General features: G+C 69.7%; 16 protein-coding genes. 12 read left to right on the top strand and 4 right to left on the bottom strand.

The window, feature by feature from the left end:
* Nucleotides 1-147: 147 nt before the first annotated feature.
* The gene (locus ACFUNE_RS04450; RefSeq protein ID WP_383562112.1) at nucleotides 148-924 is read left to right on the top strand and encodes a hypothetical protein; all 777 of its coding nucleotides are present in this window, start codon (nucleotides 148-150) and stop codon (nucleotides 922-924) included.
* 120 nt (nucleotides 925-1,044) lie between these two features.
* Here ACFUNE_RS04450 and ACFUNE_RS04445 read toward each other — a convergent pair whose 3' ends face one another.
* Nucleotides 1,045-4,047 (bottom strand): family 16 glycoside hydrolase, encoded by a 3,003-nt coding sequence (locus ACFUNE_RS04445; RefSeq protein WP_383562110.1) that lies wholly within the window; start codon nucleotides 4,045-4,047, stop codon nucleotides 1,045-1,047.
* A 170-nt stretch (nucleotides 4,048-4,217) separates the two neighbouring features.
* On the opposite strand from ACFUNE_RS04445, the gene ACFUNE_RS04440 reads away from it, so the two are divergent.
* A complete protein-coding gene (locus ACFUNE_RS04440) occupies nucleotides 4,218-4,586 on the top strand; it encodes an SMI1/KNR4 family protein (RefSeq protein WP_383562108.1) in 369 nt (122 codons plus the stop codon).
* Between the two features lie 46 nt (nucleotides 4,587-4,632).
* Here the strand turns inward: ACFUNE_RS04440 and ACFUNE_RS04435 are convergent, their stop codons facing one another.
* The gene (locus ACFUNE_RS04435; protein ID WP_383562106.1) at nucleotides 4,633-6,243 is read right to left on the bottom strand and encodes an ATP-binding protein; all 1,611 of its coding nucleotides are present in this window, start codon (nucleotides 6,241-6,243) and stop codon (nucleotides 4,633-4,635) included.
* Nucleotides 6,244-6,349: 106 nt separating this feature from the next.
* Here ACFUNE_RS04435 and ACFUNE_RS04430 point away from each other — a divergent pair, with 106 nt between their 5' ends.
* Nucleotides 6,350-7,168: a response regulator gene (locus tag ACFUNE_RS04430; RefSeq protein WP_383562104.1), complete on the top strand. Its 819-nt coding sequence runs from the start codon at nucleotides 6,350-6,352 to the stop codon at nucleotides 7,166-7,168.
* A gap of 27 nt (nucleotides 7,169-7,195) precedes the next feature.
* Here ACFUNE_RS04430 and ACFUNE_RS04425 read toward each other — a convergent pair whose 3' ends face one another.
* Nucleotides 7,196-8,236, bottom strand: coding sequence for an NAD(P)-dependent alcohol dehydrogenase (locus ACFUNE_RS04425; protein WP_383562102.1), 1,041 nt, complete (start codon nucleotides 8,234-8,236; stop codon nucleotides 7,196-7,198).
* A gap of 172 nt (nucleotides 8,237-8,408) precedes the next feature.
* On the opposite strand from ACFUNE_RS04425, the gene ACFUNE_RS04420 reads away from it, so the two are divergent.
* The 6 genes from ACFUNE_RS04420 (at nucleotide 8,409) to manD (ending at nucleotide 14,858) form a co-directional block, all read left to right on the top strand.
* Nucleotides 8,409-9,356, top strand: a complete 948-nt coding sequence (locus ACFUNE_RS04420; protein ID WP_383562100.1) for a helix-turn-helix domain-containing protein — start codon at nucleotides 8,409-8,411, stop codon at nucleotides 9,354-9,356.
* Between the two features lie 68 nt (nucleotides 9,357-9,424).
* Nucleotides 9,425-10,216, top strand: coding sequence for a FadR/GntR family transcriptional regulator (locus ACFUNE_RS04415; protein WP_383562098.1), 792 nt, complete (start codon nucleotides 9,425-9,427; stop codon nucleotides 10,214-10,216).
* A gap of 257 nt (nucleotides 10,217-10,473) precedes the next feature.
* The gene (locus ACFUNE_RS04410) at nucleotides 10,474-11,793 is read left to right on the top strand and encodes an ABC transporter substrate-binding protein (protein WP_383562096.1); all 1,320 of its coding nucleotides are present in this window, start codon (nucleotides 10,474-10,476) and stop codon (nucleotides 11,791-11,793) included.
* On the top strand, nucleotides 11,793-12,755 hold the full coding sequence (locus ACFUNE_RS04405) for a carbohydrate ABC transporter permease (protein ID WP_383562094.1): 963 nt from the start codon (nucleotides 11,793-11,795) through the stop codon (nucleotides 12,753-12,755). Before ACFUNE_RS04410 ends, ACFUNE_RS04405 begins: the two co-directional genes overlap by 1 nt.
* Nucleotides 12,752-13,606 carry a carbohydrate ABC transporter permease gene (locus ACFUNE_RS04400; RefSeq protein ID WP_383562092.1) on the top strand — a complete coding sequence of 285 codons (855 nt, stop codon included), beginning with the start codon at nucleotides 12,752-12,754 and terminating at the stop codon, nucleotides 13,604-13,606. Before ACFUNE_RS04405 ends, ACFUNE_RS04400 begins: the two co-directional genes overlap by 4 nt.
* A gap of 37 nt (nucleotides 13,607-13,643) precedes the next feature.
* Nucleotides 13,644-14,858 carry a D-mannonate dehydratase ManD gene (manD, locus tag ACFUNE_RS04395; RefSeq protein ID WP_383562090.1) on the top strand — a complete coding sequence of 405 codons (1,215 nt, stop codon included), beginning with the start codon at nucleotides 13,644-13,646 and terminating at the stop codon, nucleotides 14,856-14,858.
* A 108-nt stretch (nucleotides 14,859-14,966) separates the two neighbouring features.
* On the opposite strand, the gene ACFUNE_RS04390 is transcribed toward manD, so the two are convergent.
* Nucleotides 14,967-15,467, bottom strand: a complete 501-nt coding sequence (locus tag ACFUNE_RS04390; protein WP_383562088.1) for a metallophosphoesterase family protein — start codon at nucleotides 15,465-15,467, stop codon at nucleotides 14,967-14,969.
* Between the two features lie 362 nt (nucleotides 15,468-15,829).
* Between ACFUNE_RS04390 and ACFUNE_RS04385 the strand changes: the two genes are divergently transcribed.
* From ACFUNE_RS04385 to ACFUNE_RS04375, 3 genes are all read left to right on the top strand, one after another.
* Entirely contained in the window at nucleotides 15,830-17,698 is a 1,869-nt protein-coding gene (locus tag ACFUNE_RS04385) for a GxGYxYP domain-containing protein (RefSeq protein ID WP_383562087.1), read from the top strand.
* Between the two features lie 115 nt (nucleotides 17,699-17,813).
* Entirely contained in the window at nucleotides 17,814-19,208 is a 1,395-nt protein-coding gene (locus ACFUNE_RS04380) for an NADAR family protein (RefSeq protein WP_383562085.1), read from the top strand.
* 227 nt (nucleotides 19,209-19,435) lie between these two features.
* Nucleotides 19,436-20,050, top strand: a complete 615-nt coding sequence (locus tag ACFUNE_RS04375; protein ID WP_383562083.1) for a cysteine hydrolase family protein — start codon at nucleotides 19,436-19,438, stop codon at nucleotides 20,048-20,050.
* Nucleotides 20,051-20,056 lie beyond the last annotated feature (6 nt).

Below are 20,056 nucleotides of genomic sequence, written 5' to 3'. Positions count from 1 at the left end.
CTCCCTGCGCCCCCACCGCGAGCACGGTGGGGGCGCTCGGCGCTCCGCCCCCGTCGTACCCGGCCGGTGGACCGCCATGAGCCGGAAAGCGACGACGACCCGGCGCCGAGGCCCCTCAGCACCCACCGCGCGCCGCCCACCCGAACTATGGTGAAGCACCAGACCGAAGCCGACGAGGGGGACGCGATCGACACCGCCGAAAGGGGCCGGCACACGCTGGACCCCGCCAACGTGAGGAACGCGAAGAACACCCTCTTCGAGCTCCTGGGCCGTCAGGGAGTCTCCCCGGGTGACGCCGAGGAGCTGATCGCGCTCGTGGAAGCCGGCGCCATCGCCGACGCGCACAGCGAGGCGGAGAAGGCGGCGGGTGTCCCGGCCGGGCAGGGCGGACCGTACGCCGCCGGATGGCACGACGGGGCACGGGCCGTCGGCGACGAACTCGTCCGCGTCGCCGAGCGCGCCCTCGATCGTGCCATCGGCGATGCGGTCCGGAGCGCCGGAGGAGGCCACCACCCGGTCGGGAGGATGGACGTGGAGCGTGCGAAGGTCGCCGTGATGCCGCTCTATCTCGCCTTCAGCGACACCTCGGACCTCGATCCCGAGGTGTCCGACGAAGTCCTCACGGCGGTGCTCGGCACCATGAGCGTCGTGGGAAGGGTCCGGTACGCCGGGCGGCTGGAACAGTTCACCAGCACCCACCGGCAGCGGCTGGCCCGGCTGTACAGGCAGTACGGGCCGCGCAGCCGCATCGCCGTCCACGGCCGCTACTCGCTGCTCCACTCCCCCTCGAGCGTCGCCGTGCTGGAGCGCCTCATCAGCGCGCGGCCGGCGCTCCGGACGGAGTGGGAACACGCGGAACTCCCCCCGGCCTGGCTGGAAGGACTCTCGACGGCCTGGCACGCTTCGGAGGGTCCCGCCGGCTGACACCCGGCCACGACACGCCGCCGGGGCCCGGGCCCCGGCGGCGCACCGCCTGCCTCCGCGCCGATCGGCGCGGGGCACCCACGGTCGGTGGGGCCCCGCGCCGTCGGCCGAGCCCGGGCCTCAGCTCAGCGGTTCGATGCGGATGTTGCGGAACCGCACCTTGTTCCCGTGGTCCTGAAGACGGATCGCTCCGGCCGACGGGCCTTCCGGCGCACCCGCGCCGGTCGGTCCGTCGATCGCGACGCCGTCGTGGACCGTGCTGCCGTTCCACACCACCGTCACCCGCGCGTCGGCGGTCTTGGCGCCGCTGCCGTCGAAGCGCGCAGCGCGGAAGGTGACGTCGTAGGTCTGCCACGTCTCCGGGGCCGTGGACGCGTTGGCGTCCGGTGCCCTCTTCTGATAGATCGCCCCGGCCTCGTTCGTGTCGAGGGTGGTGTCACCGTACGAATCGAGGATCTGGAGCTCGTAGCGGTCCTGGAGGTAGATGCCGCTGTTGCCCCGGTCCTGGCCCGTCACGTCGTCCGGCAGCAGCGGCACCCTGAACTCCAGGCTCAGCTTGAAGTCCTGGTAGGCGTCCTTCGTCCGGATGTCACCGCAGCACACCTCCATCGCCCCCTCGTCGGCCAGCGGCCATTCGAGGCGTCGGCCGTCCGTGTGCTGCCACTGCTCCTGCGAGGCGGTGGTGCCGTCGAAGAGGGAGACGGCGGCGCCATGAGGGCGCACGGTGATCAGATCGAGGTTCACATGACCGATGTCACCGGGGTCGAAGCGGTACGAGATCGTGTTGGGTCCCGCATGCAGGCGGACCCGCTCGGTCTGCGTCGACCAGGCGTCCCAGGTGCCGGTCGAGGGCAGTTCCGTCTGTCCGGACTTCTCTCCGTTGACGTGGAGGGAGAGGGACTTGGTGCCCTGGAAGGGGTTGGGGCCGTTGGAGTAGCGCAGGTTCACGTCGTACTCGCCGGCCTTGGGGACCGACACGTCGAAGGTCGTGGCGGCCCGGCCCTCCGTGTTGTAGCGGTCGACGAAGCCGCTGCCCGACCAGCCGGTGTGGTCGGTGTGGATGCCGGCCGTGCCGGTGAGCCGTGCCTCCTCCGCCTCGTACAGCGTGGCCGGCGGCGGCTGCTTGCCGGGCAGGGCGTTGAGCGTGTACCAGGCCTCCGTGCTCCACAGCGCCTCGCCGGACGCGGAGGCGAAGGGGCGCGGTGAGCGCAGGTGGACGACCCTGCCGGGTTTGAGCCCGTCGAACCGCAGCCGGACCGTGCGGCCGTCGTCGGCGAGGGTCGCGGAGCGCACGGCCAGCCGTTCCTCACCGATCTTGGGCCCGCCGTAGTCGGAGGTGGGGGTGTAGCGCCACTGCTCCGCCTGGTAGCGGGATGTCAGCTGCTCCGCGGTGGCTTCGGACAGCGGCTGGGTGTACTCCAGGTCGAACCCGCCCGGGACGGCACGCATCTCCTGGATGTCGAAGGTGTTGCCGCCGTTCGGTGTGAGCTTCTGCAGACCGAACTTCAGCTTCCCCTCCTGTCCCCAGTTCCCGTCGGCGCCGAGACCACCCGCGTATATCGCCCCGTCGGGTCCCATGGTGATGCGGTTGACACCGGCTTCGAGTCCCTGCGTGTAGCGGAACACGGCCCCCTGGTACTCCCCCTTCACCTTTTCCAGGTAGGCACGCTGGAGTCCTCCGTAGGTGACGTCGCCGATCAGCATCTGGCCGGCGAACCGGCCCTCCGTCAGGTGCAGCGGTGTGCTCGGGGAGTTGGCGATCTCGTTCTGGGGCAGCCAGAGCACCGGCTGGGTGACGGGCTGGTTGTCGAACCGGCCCGACGGCTGGGTGTAGTGATTGAAGAAGCGGTCCTGCTTGATCTGGACGAGCTTCGACGCGGGCAGCCAGCCGCCCTGGTTGTCCGTGGTGAAGATGCTGCCGCCGGGGCCCCAGCCGATCCCGTTCGGGGTGCGCAGGCCACCCGCGATCGCCTGGATCCTGCCCGTCTTCTTGTTGACCTTGTACGTCGTGCCGCGGCCCTCCGTCGGCTGCGGAGTGGTGGTCGCCCCGCCGTAGTCGATGGCGACGGACAGGTTCACGTAGAAGTAGCCGTCACGGTAGAGCAGCCCGAAGGCGAATTCGTGGAAGTTCCCGCCGTACGGCCAGGTGGCGACCGTGCGGTACTCGTCGGTGACGAAGTCATCGTCCTTGTCGACGAGTTGGGTCAGCTCGTGCTTCTGAGAGACGTACAGCGACCCGTCGACGTACTTGATGCCCATCGGCTCGCGCAGCCCCTCGGCGACCTTCTTCACCGTCACCTTGTCGCGGCTGGTGTCACCGGTGACGTGATCGAGGAGGTACACCTCGCCGGTCCGGTTCTCGGAGCCACCCCAGGTGGAGAGGGCCAGGCGGCCGTCGGGCAGCCAGTCCATCCCGGTGACCTGCGGCTCGAAGCCCTCCGGTCGCAGATCGGTGAGGTCGAGATCGGGGCGCACATCGGCGAGCGGAAGGCCGTCACCGGGACTGTCCGCGCCCGACTCGCACTCCTTTCGGCCCGGCGCGGTCACCCGGACGACTCCTGCATCGGTGCTCAGCGCCTCGCTCGGCACGACACCGAAGCCGTCCGCGCCCGGCGGCCTCCACGCCAGTGTCAGCTGCTGCTCTCCACCCCGCTCGAAGTAGTCCACCTCGAACGGATGGGAACCGGCGGTGAGTTGGATGGATCCGTCCTTGGGCTCGGCCCCGTGCAGGCCGTCATGGTCGATGACCTCCCGGTCGCCGATGGTGAGCCGCGAGCCGTCGTCGCTGTTGAGGCGGAAGGTGTACGTCCCGTCGGTGGGCACGACCAGGTAGCCGGAGACCTCGGCCACGAAGTTGTCGGCGTACCCGCCGAAGTCGCCGACCGTGGACCAGTCCACGGCGGGCATCAGCTTGTCCACGTTCGGCGTCTGACCCGGTTTGAGTGTGCACAGAGTACTGAGTGGCACCTGGGTGTCGAACACGCGCAGGGTGACGCCAGGCTCCTGGGGCGGGATGTCGGCGGCGGCGGCCGGGGGGCCGGTGAGGACACCTCCGGCGAGAAGGCCCCCGACGAACAGAGTCGTGAGCCTTCTTCGGGCACGTGGGAACAGCCGTAATTGCATCGGTCCTCCAGCAGGGTGGTGGCACTCCGGTGGGGCTGTACGGATCCGTGACATGGCACTGGGCCTACGGTGGCGCCGCCACGGTAGGGGACTTCTGCTGGAGAAGTCCATACTTTGTCATCTGCCAGTTAAAAGTTCCGCCGCCCGACTGGCTGGAGACGAACGCACCGATGACCGCGTCGTCGATCCTCGCCCCCGCTCCGCCGGCAGCGATCACCGCGGCCGAGGAGCGCATGGGCGTCGATTTCCCGGTCGAGCTCCGGACGTGGCTCCAGGCATCCGGGGCCGACGACGCCCCCGAGGGTGTCGCGGAGGGGGTCGTGCCCGGCAACCGCGATCTCCTGGGACTCGCGGCCATGGAGCGGACGTACCACTTCAAGATCGGCAACCGGACGTGTTCAGGCCGGCAGGCTGATCTGGGACTGATGATCGGCGTACGCACGTGGGCTCACGGTGCCGGACGACACCACGGTCCCTCCGCCGCTTCTCCGGTGCCGGGCGCCGTCGAGGACTGCACTCCTCCGGATCTCGCACCGTGAGGTGGATCTTCGCCGACCGTCTTGCGACCCACTCCCGACGGACACCTCAGCTCTCGGGATCCGAGGGGGATCCTTCCGTGTGCGCCGCCGGGAGGGTGAAGACGAAGCGGGTACCGGGGGTGTGGCCGGTGTCCAGGGTGATCGTCCCGCCGTGGTACTCGACGATCTTCTTGCAGAGGGCGAGACCGATGCCGTTACCCGGATAGGTGTCCCGGGTGTGCAGGCGCTGGAAGATGACGAAGATCCGCTCGGCGTACTCCGGGCCGATGCCGATGCCGTTGTCGCTCACTGCGAGTTCCCAGCGGGGACCGGCGTCCTCGGCGTCGTCCGGGACGTGCACCGGGCCGTGTGCGCTGACGTGGATCCGGGGCACAATGCCCGGGGCGCGGAACTTGATGGCGTTGGAGATGAGGTTCTGCAACAGGACACCGAGCTGCGTCGGGTCCCCGTGGACCGCGGGGAGCGGGTCGTGGGTGATGACCGCACCGGTCTCCTCGATCACCATGCCCAGGGAGGTGGTGGTACGGCGCAGGACGGCCCCGAGCCCGACATCGGCGTCCTCCGCGTGCAGGCGTCCGACGCGGGAGAACGCGAGGAGATCGCTGATGAGGGTCTGCATACGGTTGGCGCCGTCGACCGCGAACGCGATGTACTGCTTGGCACGGTCGTCCAGCTGGTCCGCATAGCGGCGTTCCAGCAGCTGGCAGAAGCTGGCGACCTTGCGCAGCGGCTCCTGGAGGTCGTGGGAGGCCACGTAGGCGAACTGTTCGAGTTCTTCGTTGGAGCGGCGCAGCTCCGTGGCCTGTTCGTCCAGTTGGGCCCGCGCCCGGTCAGTGAACTCCAGTTCGCCGGCGAGGCGTCGGCGCATCCCGTCCACGTCCCTCGCCAGCGCCCGGAGGTCGGCGGGGCCGGAGGCGGCGACGGAGTGCTCGAAGCTGCCGTCCGCGACCTCCCGGACGTCCGTGCGCAGCCGGTCCAGGGGGAGCTGGACACCCCTGCGCAGCCCGGCGAAGGCGAGAGCGATGAGGGCGACCACCACGCACGCGATGGTGGTGAACACCGTGTTGCGCAAGGACCGCGCACCCTGCAGGTCCTTGCGCGACTCGTCCCGCGCGGCCTCGATGTGGGTCTGCTGCTCGGTCAGCGAGGCACGCAGAGCGTCGAACGCGGCTTTGCCCGACTCGGTGCGCCGCACGGCCGAGGCCACCGGGTCGGCCGCCTCACTGACGGGGCGGGCGGTGGTGGCCTGCCACTCCTCGGACCGCTCGCGTACCCGCGCGAGGTCGGCGGTCGCCTGCTCGTCACCCTCGGCCAGGCGCGCCAGTTCCCCGCCCGCGGCGCGCTCCTGGGCCACGCCCTCCTGGTACGGCTCGAGGAATTCGCGCTTCCCCGTCATGCCGTATCCACGGATGCCCGTCTCCTGGTTGATCAGGGCGCTCTCCATCCGCACGGAGGCGATCAGGGCGGGCGACCAGCGATCGGTGAGCCGGTTGTTCACGTCGGTGGCGTGGGCGAGGACCCAGACGCCGCACCCGGTCAGGACGAGGAGGAGCACCAGCGCCGCCGCGGAGCCGGCGCCCAGCCAGCCACGGGTGGTCCAGCCGTCCCGGGCGGACCGCGGAAGCACCGGGGTCTGCTGGACGCTGTCGGTCTGCACGTCGGGTCCACCCTCTCTGGGCCCGGTGGCGCACCGGACGGCGTCACCCTACCTGCGGGGACAACCATGGTTGTCGACGGGGTGCCCCGGCGTCTACGGTGCATCCATGGCAGTAGAGACGCAGTCGAGCCCCGAGCAGGAGGAGCTGGCCGAACGGGCACGAGTGGTCGTCGCCGAAGCGGCACGGCAGCTCACCCTCCGCACGCAGGCCCCGGATGCCGGCGACGGGGGCCCGGACGAGCCCCCGAGCGACGCACTGGCCTCTCTGCGCGCCCTGGCCCACCTCGGCCGCGCGGTGGAGGAATGCGCCGCACTGGCCGCACGGGCGGCCGCCCTGGAGGGCGCCGGCTACCCCCAGCTCGGAAGAGCCTGGGGCGTCAGCCGCCAGGGGGCCCGCAAACGCTGGCCCGGACTCGTCTTCACCACTCGCCCCGCATCACGCCCGCTACCCCACCACCAGACCCGGAGCTCGCTCATGAACGGCCTCGCCCCCCGCAGCTACACCGTCCTGCTCGTCGAGGACGACATGGCCGACGCCATGCTGATCGAGGAGGCCCTGACCGAGCACGGCATGGCGCGGGGGATCCAGCGGGCCGACGACGGGGTCGCTGCGCTGGAGTACCTCCGCGATCCGCGTACCGACCGGCCGGACCTGATCGTCCTCGACCTGAACATGCCCCGTATGAACGGCCGCGAGCTGCTGAACGTCCTCAAGAACGACAGCGATCTGTCGAGCATCCCCATCGTCGTACTGACCACGTCCGCGGCTCCGGACGACGTCGAGGACGCCTACCGCCAGCACGCCAACGCGTACGTCACCAAGCCCGTCAACCTCGACGACTTCATGGAGACGGTCCAGAGCATCGATTCCTTCTTCCTCGACACCGCCACGACGCTCCCGCCCCACCTGCGCAACGACGGCTGAGCAGGCGGGGCGGACGGGTCGGGGACCTCAGATGGTCGCCGCGTCGATCACGAACCGGTAGCGGACGTCGCTGTTCAGCACGCGCTCGTACGCCTCGTTGATCTCGGACGCGCCGATCAGTTCGATCTCCGCGCCGAATCCGTGCTCGGCGCAGAAGTCCAGCATCTCCTGGGTCTCCTGGATGCCTCCGATGCCGGAGCCCGAGAGGGACTTGCGTCCGCCGATCAGGGAGAAGAGGTTGACGGAGATGGGCTCTTCGGGCGCGCCCACGTTCACCAGCGCGCCGTCCGTCTTCAGGAGGGCGAGGTAGGCGCCGAAGTCGAGGGGCGCAGACACCGTGGACAGGATGATGTCGAACGTGCCGGCCAGCTCCTCGAAGGTCTTCGGGTCGCTGGTGGCGTAGTAGTGGTCGGCGCCGAGCTTCAGCCCGTCGTCCTGCTTGCGCAGGGACTGCGAGAGCACGGTCACCTCCGCACCGAGCGCGTGCGCGATCTTGACGCCCACGTGCCCGAGGCCGCCCATGCCGAGGACGGCGACCTTCTTGCCGGGGCCGGCCTTCCAGTGCTTCAGCGGGGAGTACGTGGTGATGCCCGCGCAGAGCAGCGGCGCGGCCTCGTCCAGCTTCAGGCCGTCGGGGATGCGGACGGTGTAGTTCTCGTCCACGACGATGTGCGTGGAGTAGCCGCCGTAGGTGGGGTCGCCGTTCTTGTCGAGGGCGTTGTACGTGCCGGTGTTGCCCTTGACGCAGTACTGCTCGAGGCCGGCCTTGCAGTTGTCGCACTCGCGGCAGGAGTCGACCATGCAGCCGACGCCCACCCGGTCGCCCACGGCGAATTTGGTGACGCCGGGGCCGGTCTCGGTGACGATGCCGGCTATCTCGTGGCCGGGCACCATCGGGAACATGCCCTCGCTCCACCCGTCGCGGGCCTGGTGGATGTCCGAGTGGCAGATGCCGGCGAACTTGATGTCGATCAGGACGTCGAACTCGCCGACCGCACGCCGCTCGATGGTGGTGCGCTCGAGCGGAGCCTTGGCGGAGGGGGCGGCGTACGCAGCGACAGTGGTCATGCGGGAATGCTCCTAAGGGAGTGGTCCTGTGCCCGGCAGCCTTCGGTCCGGGCGCAGCCTCCAGCCTGCCCCACCTCACGGCATTCACCCAGGCCACAGTTGTACCTACGTCCAGTGGTCCTACTACTGGCGGGGACAGGATGGTGTGCGTACGACCGTGGATACTGGACACATGGAGGAGCAGCAGCCTGTACCCGAACGCCGGTCGGCCGGCACCCGCGGCCCCGGTCCCGCCCCGGGGCACGCCATCGACCGGCGCGCCGAGCTCAGCGAGTTCCTGCGCAGCCGGCGCGCCCGCCTGAAGCCGGAGGACGTGGGCCTGCCCGACTTCGGGCGCCACCGCCGGGTCCCGGGGCTGCGCCGCGAGGAGCTGGCCCAGCTGGCCGGAGTGTCCGTGGCCTACTACACACGCCTCGAGCAGGGCAACGGACAGAACGTCTCCGGCGAGGTGCTGGGCGCGATCGCGTCCGCACTGCGGCTGACGGACGCCGAGCAGGCGCATCTCACCCACCTCGCGAAGCCGAAGCAGCACCGGAAGAAGCCGTCGGTGCGGCAGCAGCGGGTGCGCGGGGCCCTCTGCCGGCTGCTCGACACCATGGACGGGGTTCCCGCCTACCTCGTCGGGCGGCGATCGGAGATCCTGGCCTGGAACCGGATGGCCGCCGCGGTCTTCGGCGACTGGTCGCAGCTGCCGCCGCAGGAGCGGAACTGGGCACGGCTGGTCTTCCTGAACCCGGACTACCAGGCGCTGTACATGGACTGGGACCAGAAGGCGTCGGACATCGTCAGCTACCTGCGGATGGACGCGGGCTGCCACCCCGACGACCCCCGTCTCTCCGCGCTCGTCGGTGAGCTGTCCGTGAAGAGCGAGGAGTTCCGGCGGCTGTGGGCGCGGCACGACGTCAAGGAGAAGAGCCACGGCGTCAAGCGGCTGCACCACCCGCTGGTCGGTGAACTGTCGCTCTCCTTCGAGACGTTCACCCTGCCCGACGACGCGGAACAGTCGGTGGTCGCCTATCACGCGGAGCCGGACTCCGCGTCCGCCGAGGCGCTCCGGCTGCTGGCGAGCTGGGGCACGGACGCCACACGAGCGGGCTCGTCCGCTCCCGAGTTGCAGTAGGCGCGGTCGCGCCCGGCAGTGATCGGATCGGCCGTATGAGGCCCTGGACCAGCCTGTACGCTGCGAGGATGCAGCCGTCCGCCTCTTCCTCCTCCTCGCGGTCCGGCCAGTCCGCGGCCCCCGCCCAGCGTGGGCTCCTGACGGAGCGGATCGCACGGGACCTCGAGCACGACATCCGGTCCGGTGACATCCCCGTCGGGACGAAGCTCCCCTCCGAGCGCGAGCTCGCGGCTCAGTTCGGCGCCAGCAGGAACGTAGTACGGGAAGTCCTGCGGCGGCTGGAGGCCCAGCACCTGATCGAGGTCGCACCGGGTCGCGGCTCGTTCGTCCGTGAGCAGAGCTCGGGGCAGGCGCGGGGCTACGACGCGCTGTACCGGGCCGGCCGGCCGACCGTCCGGCAGCTGATCGAGGCCCGGCTGCCGCTCGAGGTCGAGACGGTGCGGCTGGCGACCGAGCGCGCGACGGACGAGGACATCGAGGTGATGAGGGCGGCCCGCGACGCCCTCGAGTCGGCGACCGACGTCGTCGTCAAGGCCCGGGCCGACATGGCCTTTCACGACGCCGTCGCCGAGGCGAGCAGGAATCCGGTCCTGCGGATCATGCTCTCGTCGATCAGCGGGATGATGTTCGAGATGATGCTGCGCTCCAACTCCGACCCCTCGATCGGCGAGCCCGGTGTTCCGCACCACCCGGAGATCTTCGAGGCCATCGAGGCGCGCGACGTGGACCTGGCCGGTGAGCGGATGCGGGAGCACCTGATGCTCGGGCTGCGCACGTACGGCAAGGACCTCGACGTCCAGGTCGACATCATGGCGCGCAACCACATCGAAGCGCTGCTGGACGAGACCGGGAACCGGTAGGACGGCGGTGCCGGGACGGGCGAGGAGCCCGTCGTGACCGGCCTACCGGGGACGACCGGCGCCCCGCGACTCGGCGGGGTACACCGGCGCTCCACGAATCCGAGCCCTGCAGGGGCTGTTCGGTGCGCCTTCCTCCTGCTAACGTCCGTCTGGTTCAACTGGTCCTACCAGTTGGGCCAGACGGATCGGAGCTCTCACGGAGGCCACGCGCCTCCGGTGAGCGTGACGCACGACAGCGCAGAGAGACGAGGACGACGATGTCCACGAGCAGCCAGCTCCTCAGCCGGCGCTCCTTCGGCAGGCTGGCGGCAGGGGTCGCGGGAGCCGCCGGTATGGGAGCGCTCGGCGCGTGTACGACCAGGGGCGGGCGGCCGTCGGCCGACACCCCCTTGCGGATCATGGCGATCAACCACGTGTGGTCCCAGGCGATCCGGCGCCGGACCGAGGAGTTCGAGGAGCGTATCGGGCGGCGGGTCTCCATGACCCTGCTCACCGCGGACCAGCTGGCGAGCAGCTACAACGTGAAGCTCAACGCCTCGGGCACCGACGTGGACGTCATGATGGTCCGTGCGCTCCAGGAACAGCTGCTCTTCGCCCACAACGGCTGGCTGACCGACCTGAGCGACCGCGTCGCCCAGGACGAGGACTTCGCCTGGTCGGACTTCCAGAAGGCCCCCCGCGAGGCCTCCCTGACGGCGGGCAAGGTGCTGAGTGTCCCCGTGGTCACCGAGCGGCCGGCGCTGTACTACCGCAAGGACCTCGTGGAGGGCTTCGGCGGACCACCCCGCACCCTGGAGGCGCTGATGTCGGCCGCCCAGGAACTCACCGAGAAGAAGAAGGGCTTCTACGGCTTCGTCGGCCGGGGCCAGCGCAGCGGCGCCGTGTCCCAGTGGTCGAGCTTCCTCTACTCGCACGGCGGGGACTTCGTCGTACGGGGCAGGTCCGGCATCGGCACACCCGAGGCTCTCGCCGCGTACGAGTACTACGGCAGGCTCCTGTCGAGGACGGGCCCGCCCGGCGCCACCAACATGAGCCTCGAACAGGCCATGCCGATCTTCGCCCAGGGCAAGGCCGCCTTCTACATCGACGCCGACGCGATCTACAGCAGCTTCCTCGACCCGAAGGTGTCGACCGTACGCGGGACCGTAGGCTTCGCGCCCTTCCCGGCGGGACCGGCCGGAGCCCGGCCGCACAACATCCCGTCCTGGAGTCTCGGCATCAGCAAGTTCTCCCTGCTGCGCGACGACGCCTGGGAGTTCATCAAGTGGGCCGCCGGTCCCGAGGTGACCGCGGCCCTCCAGAAGGACGGCATCCCCGGAGCGCGAAGCTCGGTGTGGTCCGACCCCGAGTCCCTGGCCTCCTTCCCTCCGGACCTCGCCGAGGCCATGCGGCTCAACGCGGAACGGGGGCTGGGCTACGACAGGCCCCGCGTCCTGCAGGTCGGCCGCGCACGGGACATCGTGGGGCGTCCCCTGGTCGCGGGCATCCTCGGCAACGACGTACGGCCGGTGGCTCGTGACGCCGATGCGGAGTTCGCCGATTTCCTCGTCCGCGACAACCGCCACAAGGAGTCCTGATGTCCACCACAGAGGTCTCCCCGACCGCCCGCCCGGCTGCCGCGCCGGGCACGGGACCGTCCCCCGTGCGCCGTCCCCGCACCTTCGAACAGGCCAACCGCCGCCTGAAGTGGACGATGCTCGCCCCCGCGCTGCTGTTCGTCGGCCTGATGATCGTCTTCCCGCTGGTCTACACCATCGACCTCAGCCTCACCGACGCCTTCGGCGCGGTGAACGCGGGCAAGGGGTACGTCGGCCTGCAGAACTTCGCCGACGCCCTCGGCGACACCCGCCGGTTCTGGCCCGCCGCGCAGCGCACGCTGTTCTTCACCGTCGGCGCGGTGGTCCTGGAGACGGTGCTCGGTCTCGCCCTGGCGATGCTCATGCGCAAGCCGTTCCGCGGCATGCGGTGGGTGCGTACGGTCCTGATCATCCCGCTTCTCACCACTCCGGTGGCGATCGGCATCCTCTGGCTGCTGATCCTCGACCCCACCAACGGCATAGCCAACCATCTGCTCGCCGGAGTGGGTCTGCCCCGCCAGGAGTTCCTGGGCTCCGTGAGCCAGTCGCTGCCGACCCTCATGCTCATCGACGTCTGGCAGTGGACGCCCATGATGACCCTTCTTCTGCTCGCCGGCCTGACCACACTCCCCGAGGAGCCGGAAGAGGCGGCCCGCGTCGACGGGGCGAACGGCTGGCAGCGGTTCCGGCACGTCGTCCTGCCCATGCTCGGACCGACGCTCGCCACCGCCCTGGTCCTGCGCGCCGTGGACGCGCTCAAGACCTTCGACATCCTCTACGCCACCAAGGGCGCGGGCGGCGGCTCGGACTTCGAGGTGGAGACCCTCAACGTCTACGCCTACGGGCTCACCTTCGACTACCAGGAGTACGGCCTGGCCGCCGCCGTCCTGGTCCTGTTCACGCTCTTCATCATCGGCGTCGTGGTGCTGCTGCGCCGCCGGGGCGGAAGGAAGACCGCATGAGTGCCACCGTCACCCCCGTACCCGTCCGGGCACACCTGCGCCGGCGCACAGCCCTCTCGTGGCTGCGCGGCATCACCATCGCAGTCGTGACGCTCGTCTTCGCGCTGCCCCTGGTATGGATGTTCGCCGCGGCCTTCAAGACCAACGTCCAGGTGACCGATCCGTCGGTCGGGCTGTGGTTCAGCCCCACTCTGGAGAACTTCCGCAGCATCGTGGAGGCCGGACAGATCCTGCGGTCGATGGGCAACTCCCTGCTGGTCGGCGTGGTCTCGACCGTGCTCTCCGCCGTCATCGCGGTGCCCGCCGCCTGGGCGGTCGGACGGTTCGACATGCGCCGCACCGGATCACTGATCCTGGTCGCCCGCATCGTGCCGGCCATCTCGCTGCTCGTCCCCTGGTACTACCTGTTCGCGCGGATGGGCCTCGTCGGCTCCTACACCGTGCTGATCCTCAGCCAGATGTTCGTCTCCGTCCCGCTCATCATGTGGATCATGATCAGCTTCTTCGCCGGCCTGCCGGTGGAGCTGGAGGAGGCGGCGCGCACCGACGGTCTGAGCGCGTTCGGAGCCTTCTGGCGCATCTCGCTGCCGCTCGCGGCCCCCGGTACGGCGACAGCCTCCCTCCTCGCCTTCGTCTTCAGCTGGAACAACTTCATGTTCGCGCTGATCTTCGCCGACGACCGCACCCAGACGGTCCCGGTGACCCTCTTCAACTTCATCTCGTACGCGAGCACCGACTGGGGCGGGCTGATGGCCGCGGCGACGCTCATCACCGTCCCCGTCGTCCTCGCCGCCGTCCTCGGACAGAAGTACCTGGTGGCCGGTCTGACCTCCGGCGCCACCAAGGGCTGAACGCCCCTCACCACCGCATTCGGAAGAAAGTACCCCCATGAAAATTGTCGACGCGAAGGTCCTCGTCACCAGCCCCGGCCGCAACTTCGTCACCCTCAAACTGACGACCGACGAGGGGATCACCGGCCTCGGCGACGCCACGCTCAACGGCCGGGAACTGGCCGTGGTCAGTTACCTCGAGGACCACGTCGCACCCCTCCTCATCGGCCTCGACCCGCACCGCGTCGAGGACACCTGGCAGTCCCTGTACAGGGGTGCGTACTGGCGGCGCGGGCCGGTGACGATGGCGGCGATCGCCGCCGTCGACGTCGCGCTGTGGGACATCAAGGCGAAGGCCGCGGGACTCCCCCTCTACCAGCTCCTCGGCGGCGCCAGCCGCACCCGGGTGGGGACCTACGGCCACGCCAACGGCCGTGACATCCCCGAGCTCCTCGACTCCGTCCGGGCCCGCCTCGCCGAGGGCTACCCCGCCGTCCGCGTACAGACCGGCATCCCCGGGCTGAAAGCCGTCTACGGCGTGTCGAGCACGGACGACGACGGCTCCCCCGTCCTGCACCAGCAGGCCCGGCCCCTGGTCGAGGACTGGGACACCGATGCCTATCTGCGTCACATGCCGTCCGTGCTGGAGGCCGTGCGCGCCGAGTTCGGCCCCGACCTGCCCCTCCTCCACGACGCGCACCACCGGCTCACCCCCATCCAGGCCGCCCGCCTCGGCAAGGACCTGGAGCCGTACCGCCTGTTCTGGCTCGAGGACTGCACGCCCGCGGAGAACCAGGAGGCTCTGCGCCTGGTCCGCCGCCACACCACCACTCCCCTGGCCGTCGGCGAGGTCTTCAACACGGTCTACGACTACCAGTCCCTGATCACCGAGCAGTTGATCGACTACGTGCGTTCCGCGGTGACCCACTTCGGGGGCGTCACCCCGCTGCGCAAGCTCTTCGACTTCGCCGCGCAGTACCAGATCAAGAGCGCGATCCACGGACCGGAGGACATCTCCCCGGTCGGCATGGCGGCCGCCGTCCACCTCGACCTCGCCGTGCACAACTTCGGCATCCAGGAGTACTCGGGCCACACCCCGCTCACGAACGAGGTGTTCCGCCACGCGTACACCTTCGAGGACGGCCACCTCCACCCGGGCGAGGCTCCGGGCATCGGGGTCGAGCTGGACGAGGACCTGGCGGCCGCGCATCCCTACGAGGCGGCCTACCTCCCGGTCAACCGCCTGCACGACGGGACGGTCCACGACTGGTGACCTGCCCGGCGGCGAGCTGTCCGGCGGAGAGCGGGTAGCGCTCCCCGCCGCCGTCCGCGTCCGTCTTCCGCGGCCCCGAGCCTGTGCCGGGCGGTCTCCGGGCCTTCGTCACGCACGACGCGGAAGGCGGTGCAGTCGCACGTCGATGCGCGCGTCCACGACCTCGGCGGTCATGTAGGTGCAGTACGGCTGCCGGCGCCTGTCGGTCGGCGAGCCCGGATTGAGCAGGCGCAGTCCGCCGGGGGCGGTGGTGTCCCAGGGGATGTGGCTGTGGCCGAACACCAGGACGTCGAGATCGGGGTAGCGGTCCGCGCACCGCTTCTCCCGCCCCTGCGACGCCCCCGTCTCGTGCACGATGCCGAGACGGAGCCCCTCGCACTCCACGCGGGCGAACGCGGTGAGCCTGGATCTCAGCTCGGGCCCGTCGTTGTTGCCGAAGACGCCGACGAGGCGTCGCGAGCGGGCCTCGAACAGGTCCAGGGTCGCCACGTCCACCCAGTCCCCGGCGTGGAGGACGGCATCGGCCGCGTCCATGTCCGCGAGGAGGCGCGCGGGCAGTTGCGCGGCCCGCTTGGGAAGGTGCGTATCCGATGTCAGCAGCAAGCGCACGGTCACACTCCGGGGACACGGTCAGCGACAGGAATGTGCCGCTCGTCGGGCCACTTTAGGCGTGGCCCGACCGCTAGGGACGCACCTCCCGCCGGTCGGGCCCCGCCCGTTCCCCTGTACGCACCATGGACAACTCCTCTACCTGCCGCTACCTTCAGCGATTGTTTGACAACGATGTCATTCCCTCTTCTCCCAAGGAGCAGTGATCGCGGATGGTGTCCCGGAGAACTCTTTTGCAAGCAGGCGGAGCAGCCCTGGCAGCCGGCGGGCTCGGGATCTCCCTGCCTCATCGGGCCGACGCGGCCCCGGCCGGACCGGCCGTCCCTCTGCTGCCGTCATTCGGCCGTCCCACCCGGCTCGACGTGGCGGACGTCCAATCCCTCGACGGCCACGACCAGCTGCTGCTGACGACTCTTCAGGGCGTGGTCAACCGTCGGCGCCCACGCCTCTACTTCAACTTCGACGCGAACGACGTCGACCTCCGCTGGCTGCCCGGCACCGGCGCGTCGGTCACCCGCCACGACAACGCCCTCGACCTCGTCGCGCTCTACCGCAACGAAACGCGCGGCGCGATTCTGCACGACCCCGACGTCCCCGACTCGGTGAACGTGGCGACGACCCTGGCCGGTCTGGAGAACGCCGTCGCCGCCACCGCCGAACAGGCTCGTGAGCACCGCCTGAGGACCGTCGTCGACCTGCGGGGGCGCTTCGACGCGAACGACGTGGTCGGCACCTACCGCTGGCAGCTGGACCATCTCTTCCCGCGCTGCACCCACACGCTGCTGGCAGGGCTGCCGCCCACACGTACCGTCCGGGCGGAAGGCGTGCGGTGGGGCGAGATCGCCCGGGAGACCGCACGCGTCCGCGACGCGTCGAACCGGCGGATCCGCACTTTCGACCTGAGCGCGGAGCTGTCCGACGGCGACGGTGTCTACCTGCGCTTCCAGGACTCCTTCGGCGAGGACGGCTGGGGAGCGTCGGTGGGTTCGGTCAAGGTGACGGCCGACGACGGACGGGTGATCGCGGCCTTCTCTCCCGGTACGGCCGACGAGGTGCCCCACCTCTTCGACGGCTCCAGCTCCTCGATCGGCGACAACGCCAACCGGTTCTGTGACGGCGACGGGTACTTCATCTACCACTTCGCTCCGCCGCCCGGCACGCGCCGGCTTCTGGTCGAGGTCGACCTGTGGAACCAGTATCTCGTTTCCGCCACCGCCACCGCACCCACCAGGGTGGAGCCGTTCCCCTACTTCCGGGACTACGTCGTCGCGGGCCGGGCCATGGTCGTGTGGCTGCCGCCGTCCGGCGGGACCGGCACGCTCCTCGATGAGATCTTCGGGCGGGTAGAACCCACCACCCCCTACGCGGGCTGGTTCTCCAACGACGTCGCGGGAGAGTGGGGAGGAGTCGACCGCGCGTCCCGGCACGCCGTCGAAGTGGTGCCCGCGGACTTCTACATGAACGGCACCGTGCACGCCGGCATCCCCGCGAAGATCTCGGACAAGGTCCGGTCGAGGCCGAAGGCCGCGCTCCGCAACCGCGTCTACCTCACCCTCACCGTCGGCGAGGGGGACAACATCCAGTACTGCCAGCGCCGCATGCGGACCATCTGGGACCACCCCGAGCGGGGCCGCGTACCCGTCAACTGGACCGTCAGCCCGCTGCTCGCGGACATCGGCCCCGCGCTGCTGGCGCACTACCAGGCCACCGCCACCGACAACGACCTGCTGATAGCAGGCCCTTCCGGCGCCGGCTACACGTATCCCGGTGCCTGGCCCGAGGACGCCCTGGACGCGTACACCGACCTCACCGGACGCTTTCTGCGCCGTACCGGCATGGACCTCGTCTACGCGTACAACCCCCGCAACGCGGCGGGCGACGGATGGGTCCCGTTCGAGGAACGCGTCGTCCGCTCCTACCGGGAGCACACCCCGCTGCGCGGGATCATCCAGTCCTGGGAGACCGGAGACCTGCTGACCCGCCCGGCCGGGATGCCTGTGATCGGCAACTTCTACCCGCAGGGGAAGGCCGCGGAGTACCGGGACGGCCTGCTCCGGCACATCGAGGGCTGGGACGGTACCGCGCCGCTGTTCATCGCCGGCGCGGTCAACGCCTGGAGCTGGACTCCCGGTGACATCGCCGAACTCGGCACACTGCTGGAGGACCCGTTCGAAATCGTCCGCGGCGACACCTTCTTCGACCTGGTGAACCGGGCGGGACAAAGCTCCTGATACCGGGCCTGAGGCCCTGCGGGACCGGTCCGCGCCTTCCAGGGGGCTGATCTCGCGGGGCAGTCGGCCGCACCGGCCGCACTCCGGCAGCCCCTGGCGCACTGCCCTCTCCGGTGTGGACGATCAGCGACTCGTCCACACCGGCAGCGGTGGCGTAGGCCGTGCGGGCCGGAAGGACCTGGAGCGGCTGTGTGTCGAAGAACAGCCGGCGCTCGACGCCGAGGAGCGAGGCTGGGGCCGCGAGGTCGAACGACACCGACGCCTTGCCGAGCACATCCGCAACCTGCTGGACGAACGCGGCGAACCCCACGCGGAGATGCCTGGACGACCCGAGCCGAAATATCCCGATCTTGTGGGAGCGCGCACAGCTACCCTGTCGCGCATGGCGATACGACAGCGGACGTGGCGGAACGTGGACGGCGAGCGCATCGAGGGCACCTGGCGGCACGCCTTCATCCACAACGGCGGAACCTACTTCCTCACCGACCTGCTGATCTACGCCGACGGAATGGTCGACTGCTGGGGGTTGGAGACCCTGGAGGGCTTCGCCGGCAAGCTCGCCTCCGGATGGGTCGCCACCGACCTGCCCGAAGGCGCCCAGGCATCGGCCCACCACCTCGCCTCGTGGAAGTTCGCCGAGCCGAAGACCTGGCTGACCCCCGAGATGCTGCTCGGCGAGGTCCGAGACGACATCGACAACCTCAACGGCCGCCCGGACTCGATGCGGCGCTGCCTCACTGCCGTCGACGCCTTCCGGGAGCAGCCGACCGAGGCCAACCGGACCGCCGTCGGCAAAGCCTACGAGGCCATTCCGGAACACCTGCGGAGATACGCCCTGGGCGACATGGACCGCAAGGACTTCCCCCTGAGGGTGATCGTGACCGGCCCGGGGAACCAGATCGAGCTGTGGAACGGAAACACCGTCGAGGTAAGCGCCGAGATGCACGAATCCGCCTTGGAGTACTTCGCGGAGCGCGAGCAACTGCGCAAGCAGCACGAGACGAAGACACCCGCCGACGGCCCGACCGAACCGGTCGAGAACAGCATCCAGCTCCACCAGGTCGTCTTCCCTCGCGGTTGGCCCGAGGACCCGGGCACCCACGTGCTGCGCAACGAGTTCCCCGCGCCGATCGCCGTGGGCGGTCGGACCTACCCCACGGTTGCGCACGCCTACTGGGCATTGGCGGTCGCCGATGAACACCGACGGGCCGAGATCCTCGGCGCGGAACGACCGTATGACGCACGGAAGCTCGCCGAGGCTTCCACCCTGCGTGACGACTGGCCTCGCGTTCGGGTCGCCGTCATGACGCGCCTGCTGCGCGCGAAGTTCCAGCAACACCCCGAGTTCGCCAAGACGCTTACGACCACAGGCGCCACCCGATTGATCTACACCGAGATCGAATCGAACTTCTGGGGGCAGCGGGGGCTCGAAGGCCGGAACTGGATGGGCCGACTGCTGGAGCTGACCCGCTCCGAACTCGTCGCAGCCGAGCTGGACATCTGGCAATGACCGACCGCAGCACCCCGGCGCAGGTCGACTTGATCGAGTGACGCACGACCGGCTGAATCCGCACCCGTGATCACCGAAGTCTCCGGACAGACCGTGCACATCCGCGGTCCGACACCGGGAGAGCCCGCGACGCCGCGCACCGATCCCGCCCAACACCGTCCGGTTGCTCCCGATGTCAGGCAGGATATCCATGCAGCTCGTGCGTCCCAGATCACTAAGGAGCCGTCATGTCCGAGACCTTCCGCCTGGATCCGGAGAAGACCGCACTCGTCCTGATCGAGTACCAGAACGACTTCACCAGCGAGGGCGGGGCGCTCAACGGCGCTGTGGCGGGAGTGATGGAGAAGACCGCCATGCTCGCGAACACCGTCACGCTGGCCGGAGCCGCGCGCGCCGCGGGCGTCACGATCATGCACGCGCCCATCACCTTCGCCCCCGGCTACGGCGAGCTGTCCCGGCACCCGTACGGCATCCTCAAGGGCGTCGTCGAGGGGTCGGCATTCGTGAAGGACACCTGGGGCGCCGCGATCGTGGACGACCTCGCCCCTGCCCAGGGTGACATCGTGATCGAGGGCAAGCGCGGCCTCGACACCTTCGCGAGCACGAACCTCGACTTCATCCTGAGGAACAAGGGGATCGACACGATCATCCTCGGCGGCTTCCTCACCAACTGCTGTGTCGAGTCGACGATGCGCACCGGGTACGAGAACGGTTACCGCGTCATCACGCTGCCGGACTGCGTCGCCGCCACTTCCCAGGAGGAGCACGAGAACGCACTCACCTACGACTACCCGATGTTCTCCACGCCCATGACATCGGCCGAGGTCATGGCCTGCCTCTGACCGCGG

This window comes from Streptomyces sp. NPDC057287, assembly GCF_042667905.1.
Taxonomy (GTDB): Bacteria; Actinomycetota; Actinomycetes; order Streptomycetales; family Streptomycetaceae; genus Streptomyces.
Note: the sequence above shows the minus strand (reverse complement) of the source record. Positions and strands in the feature narration are given on the sequence as shown.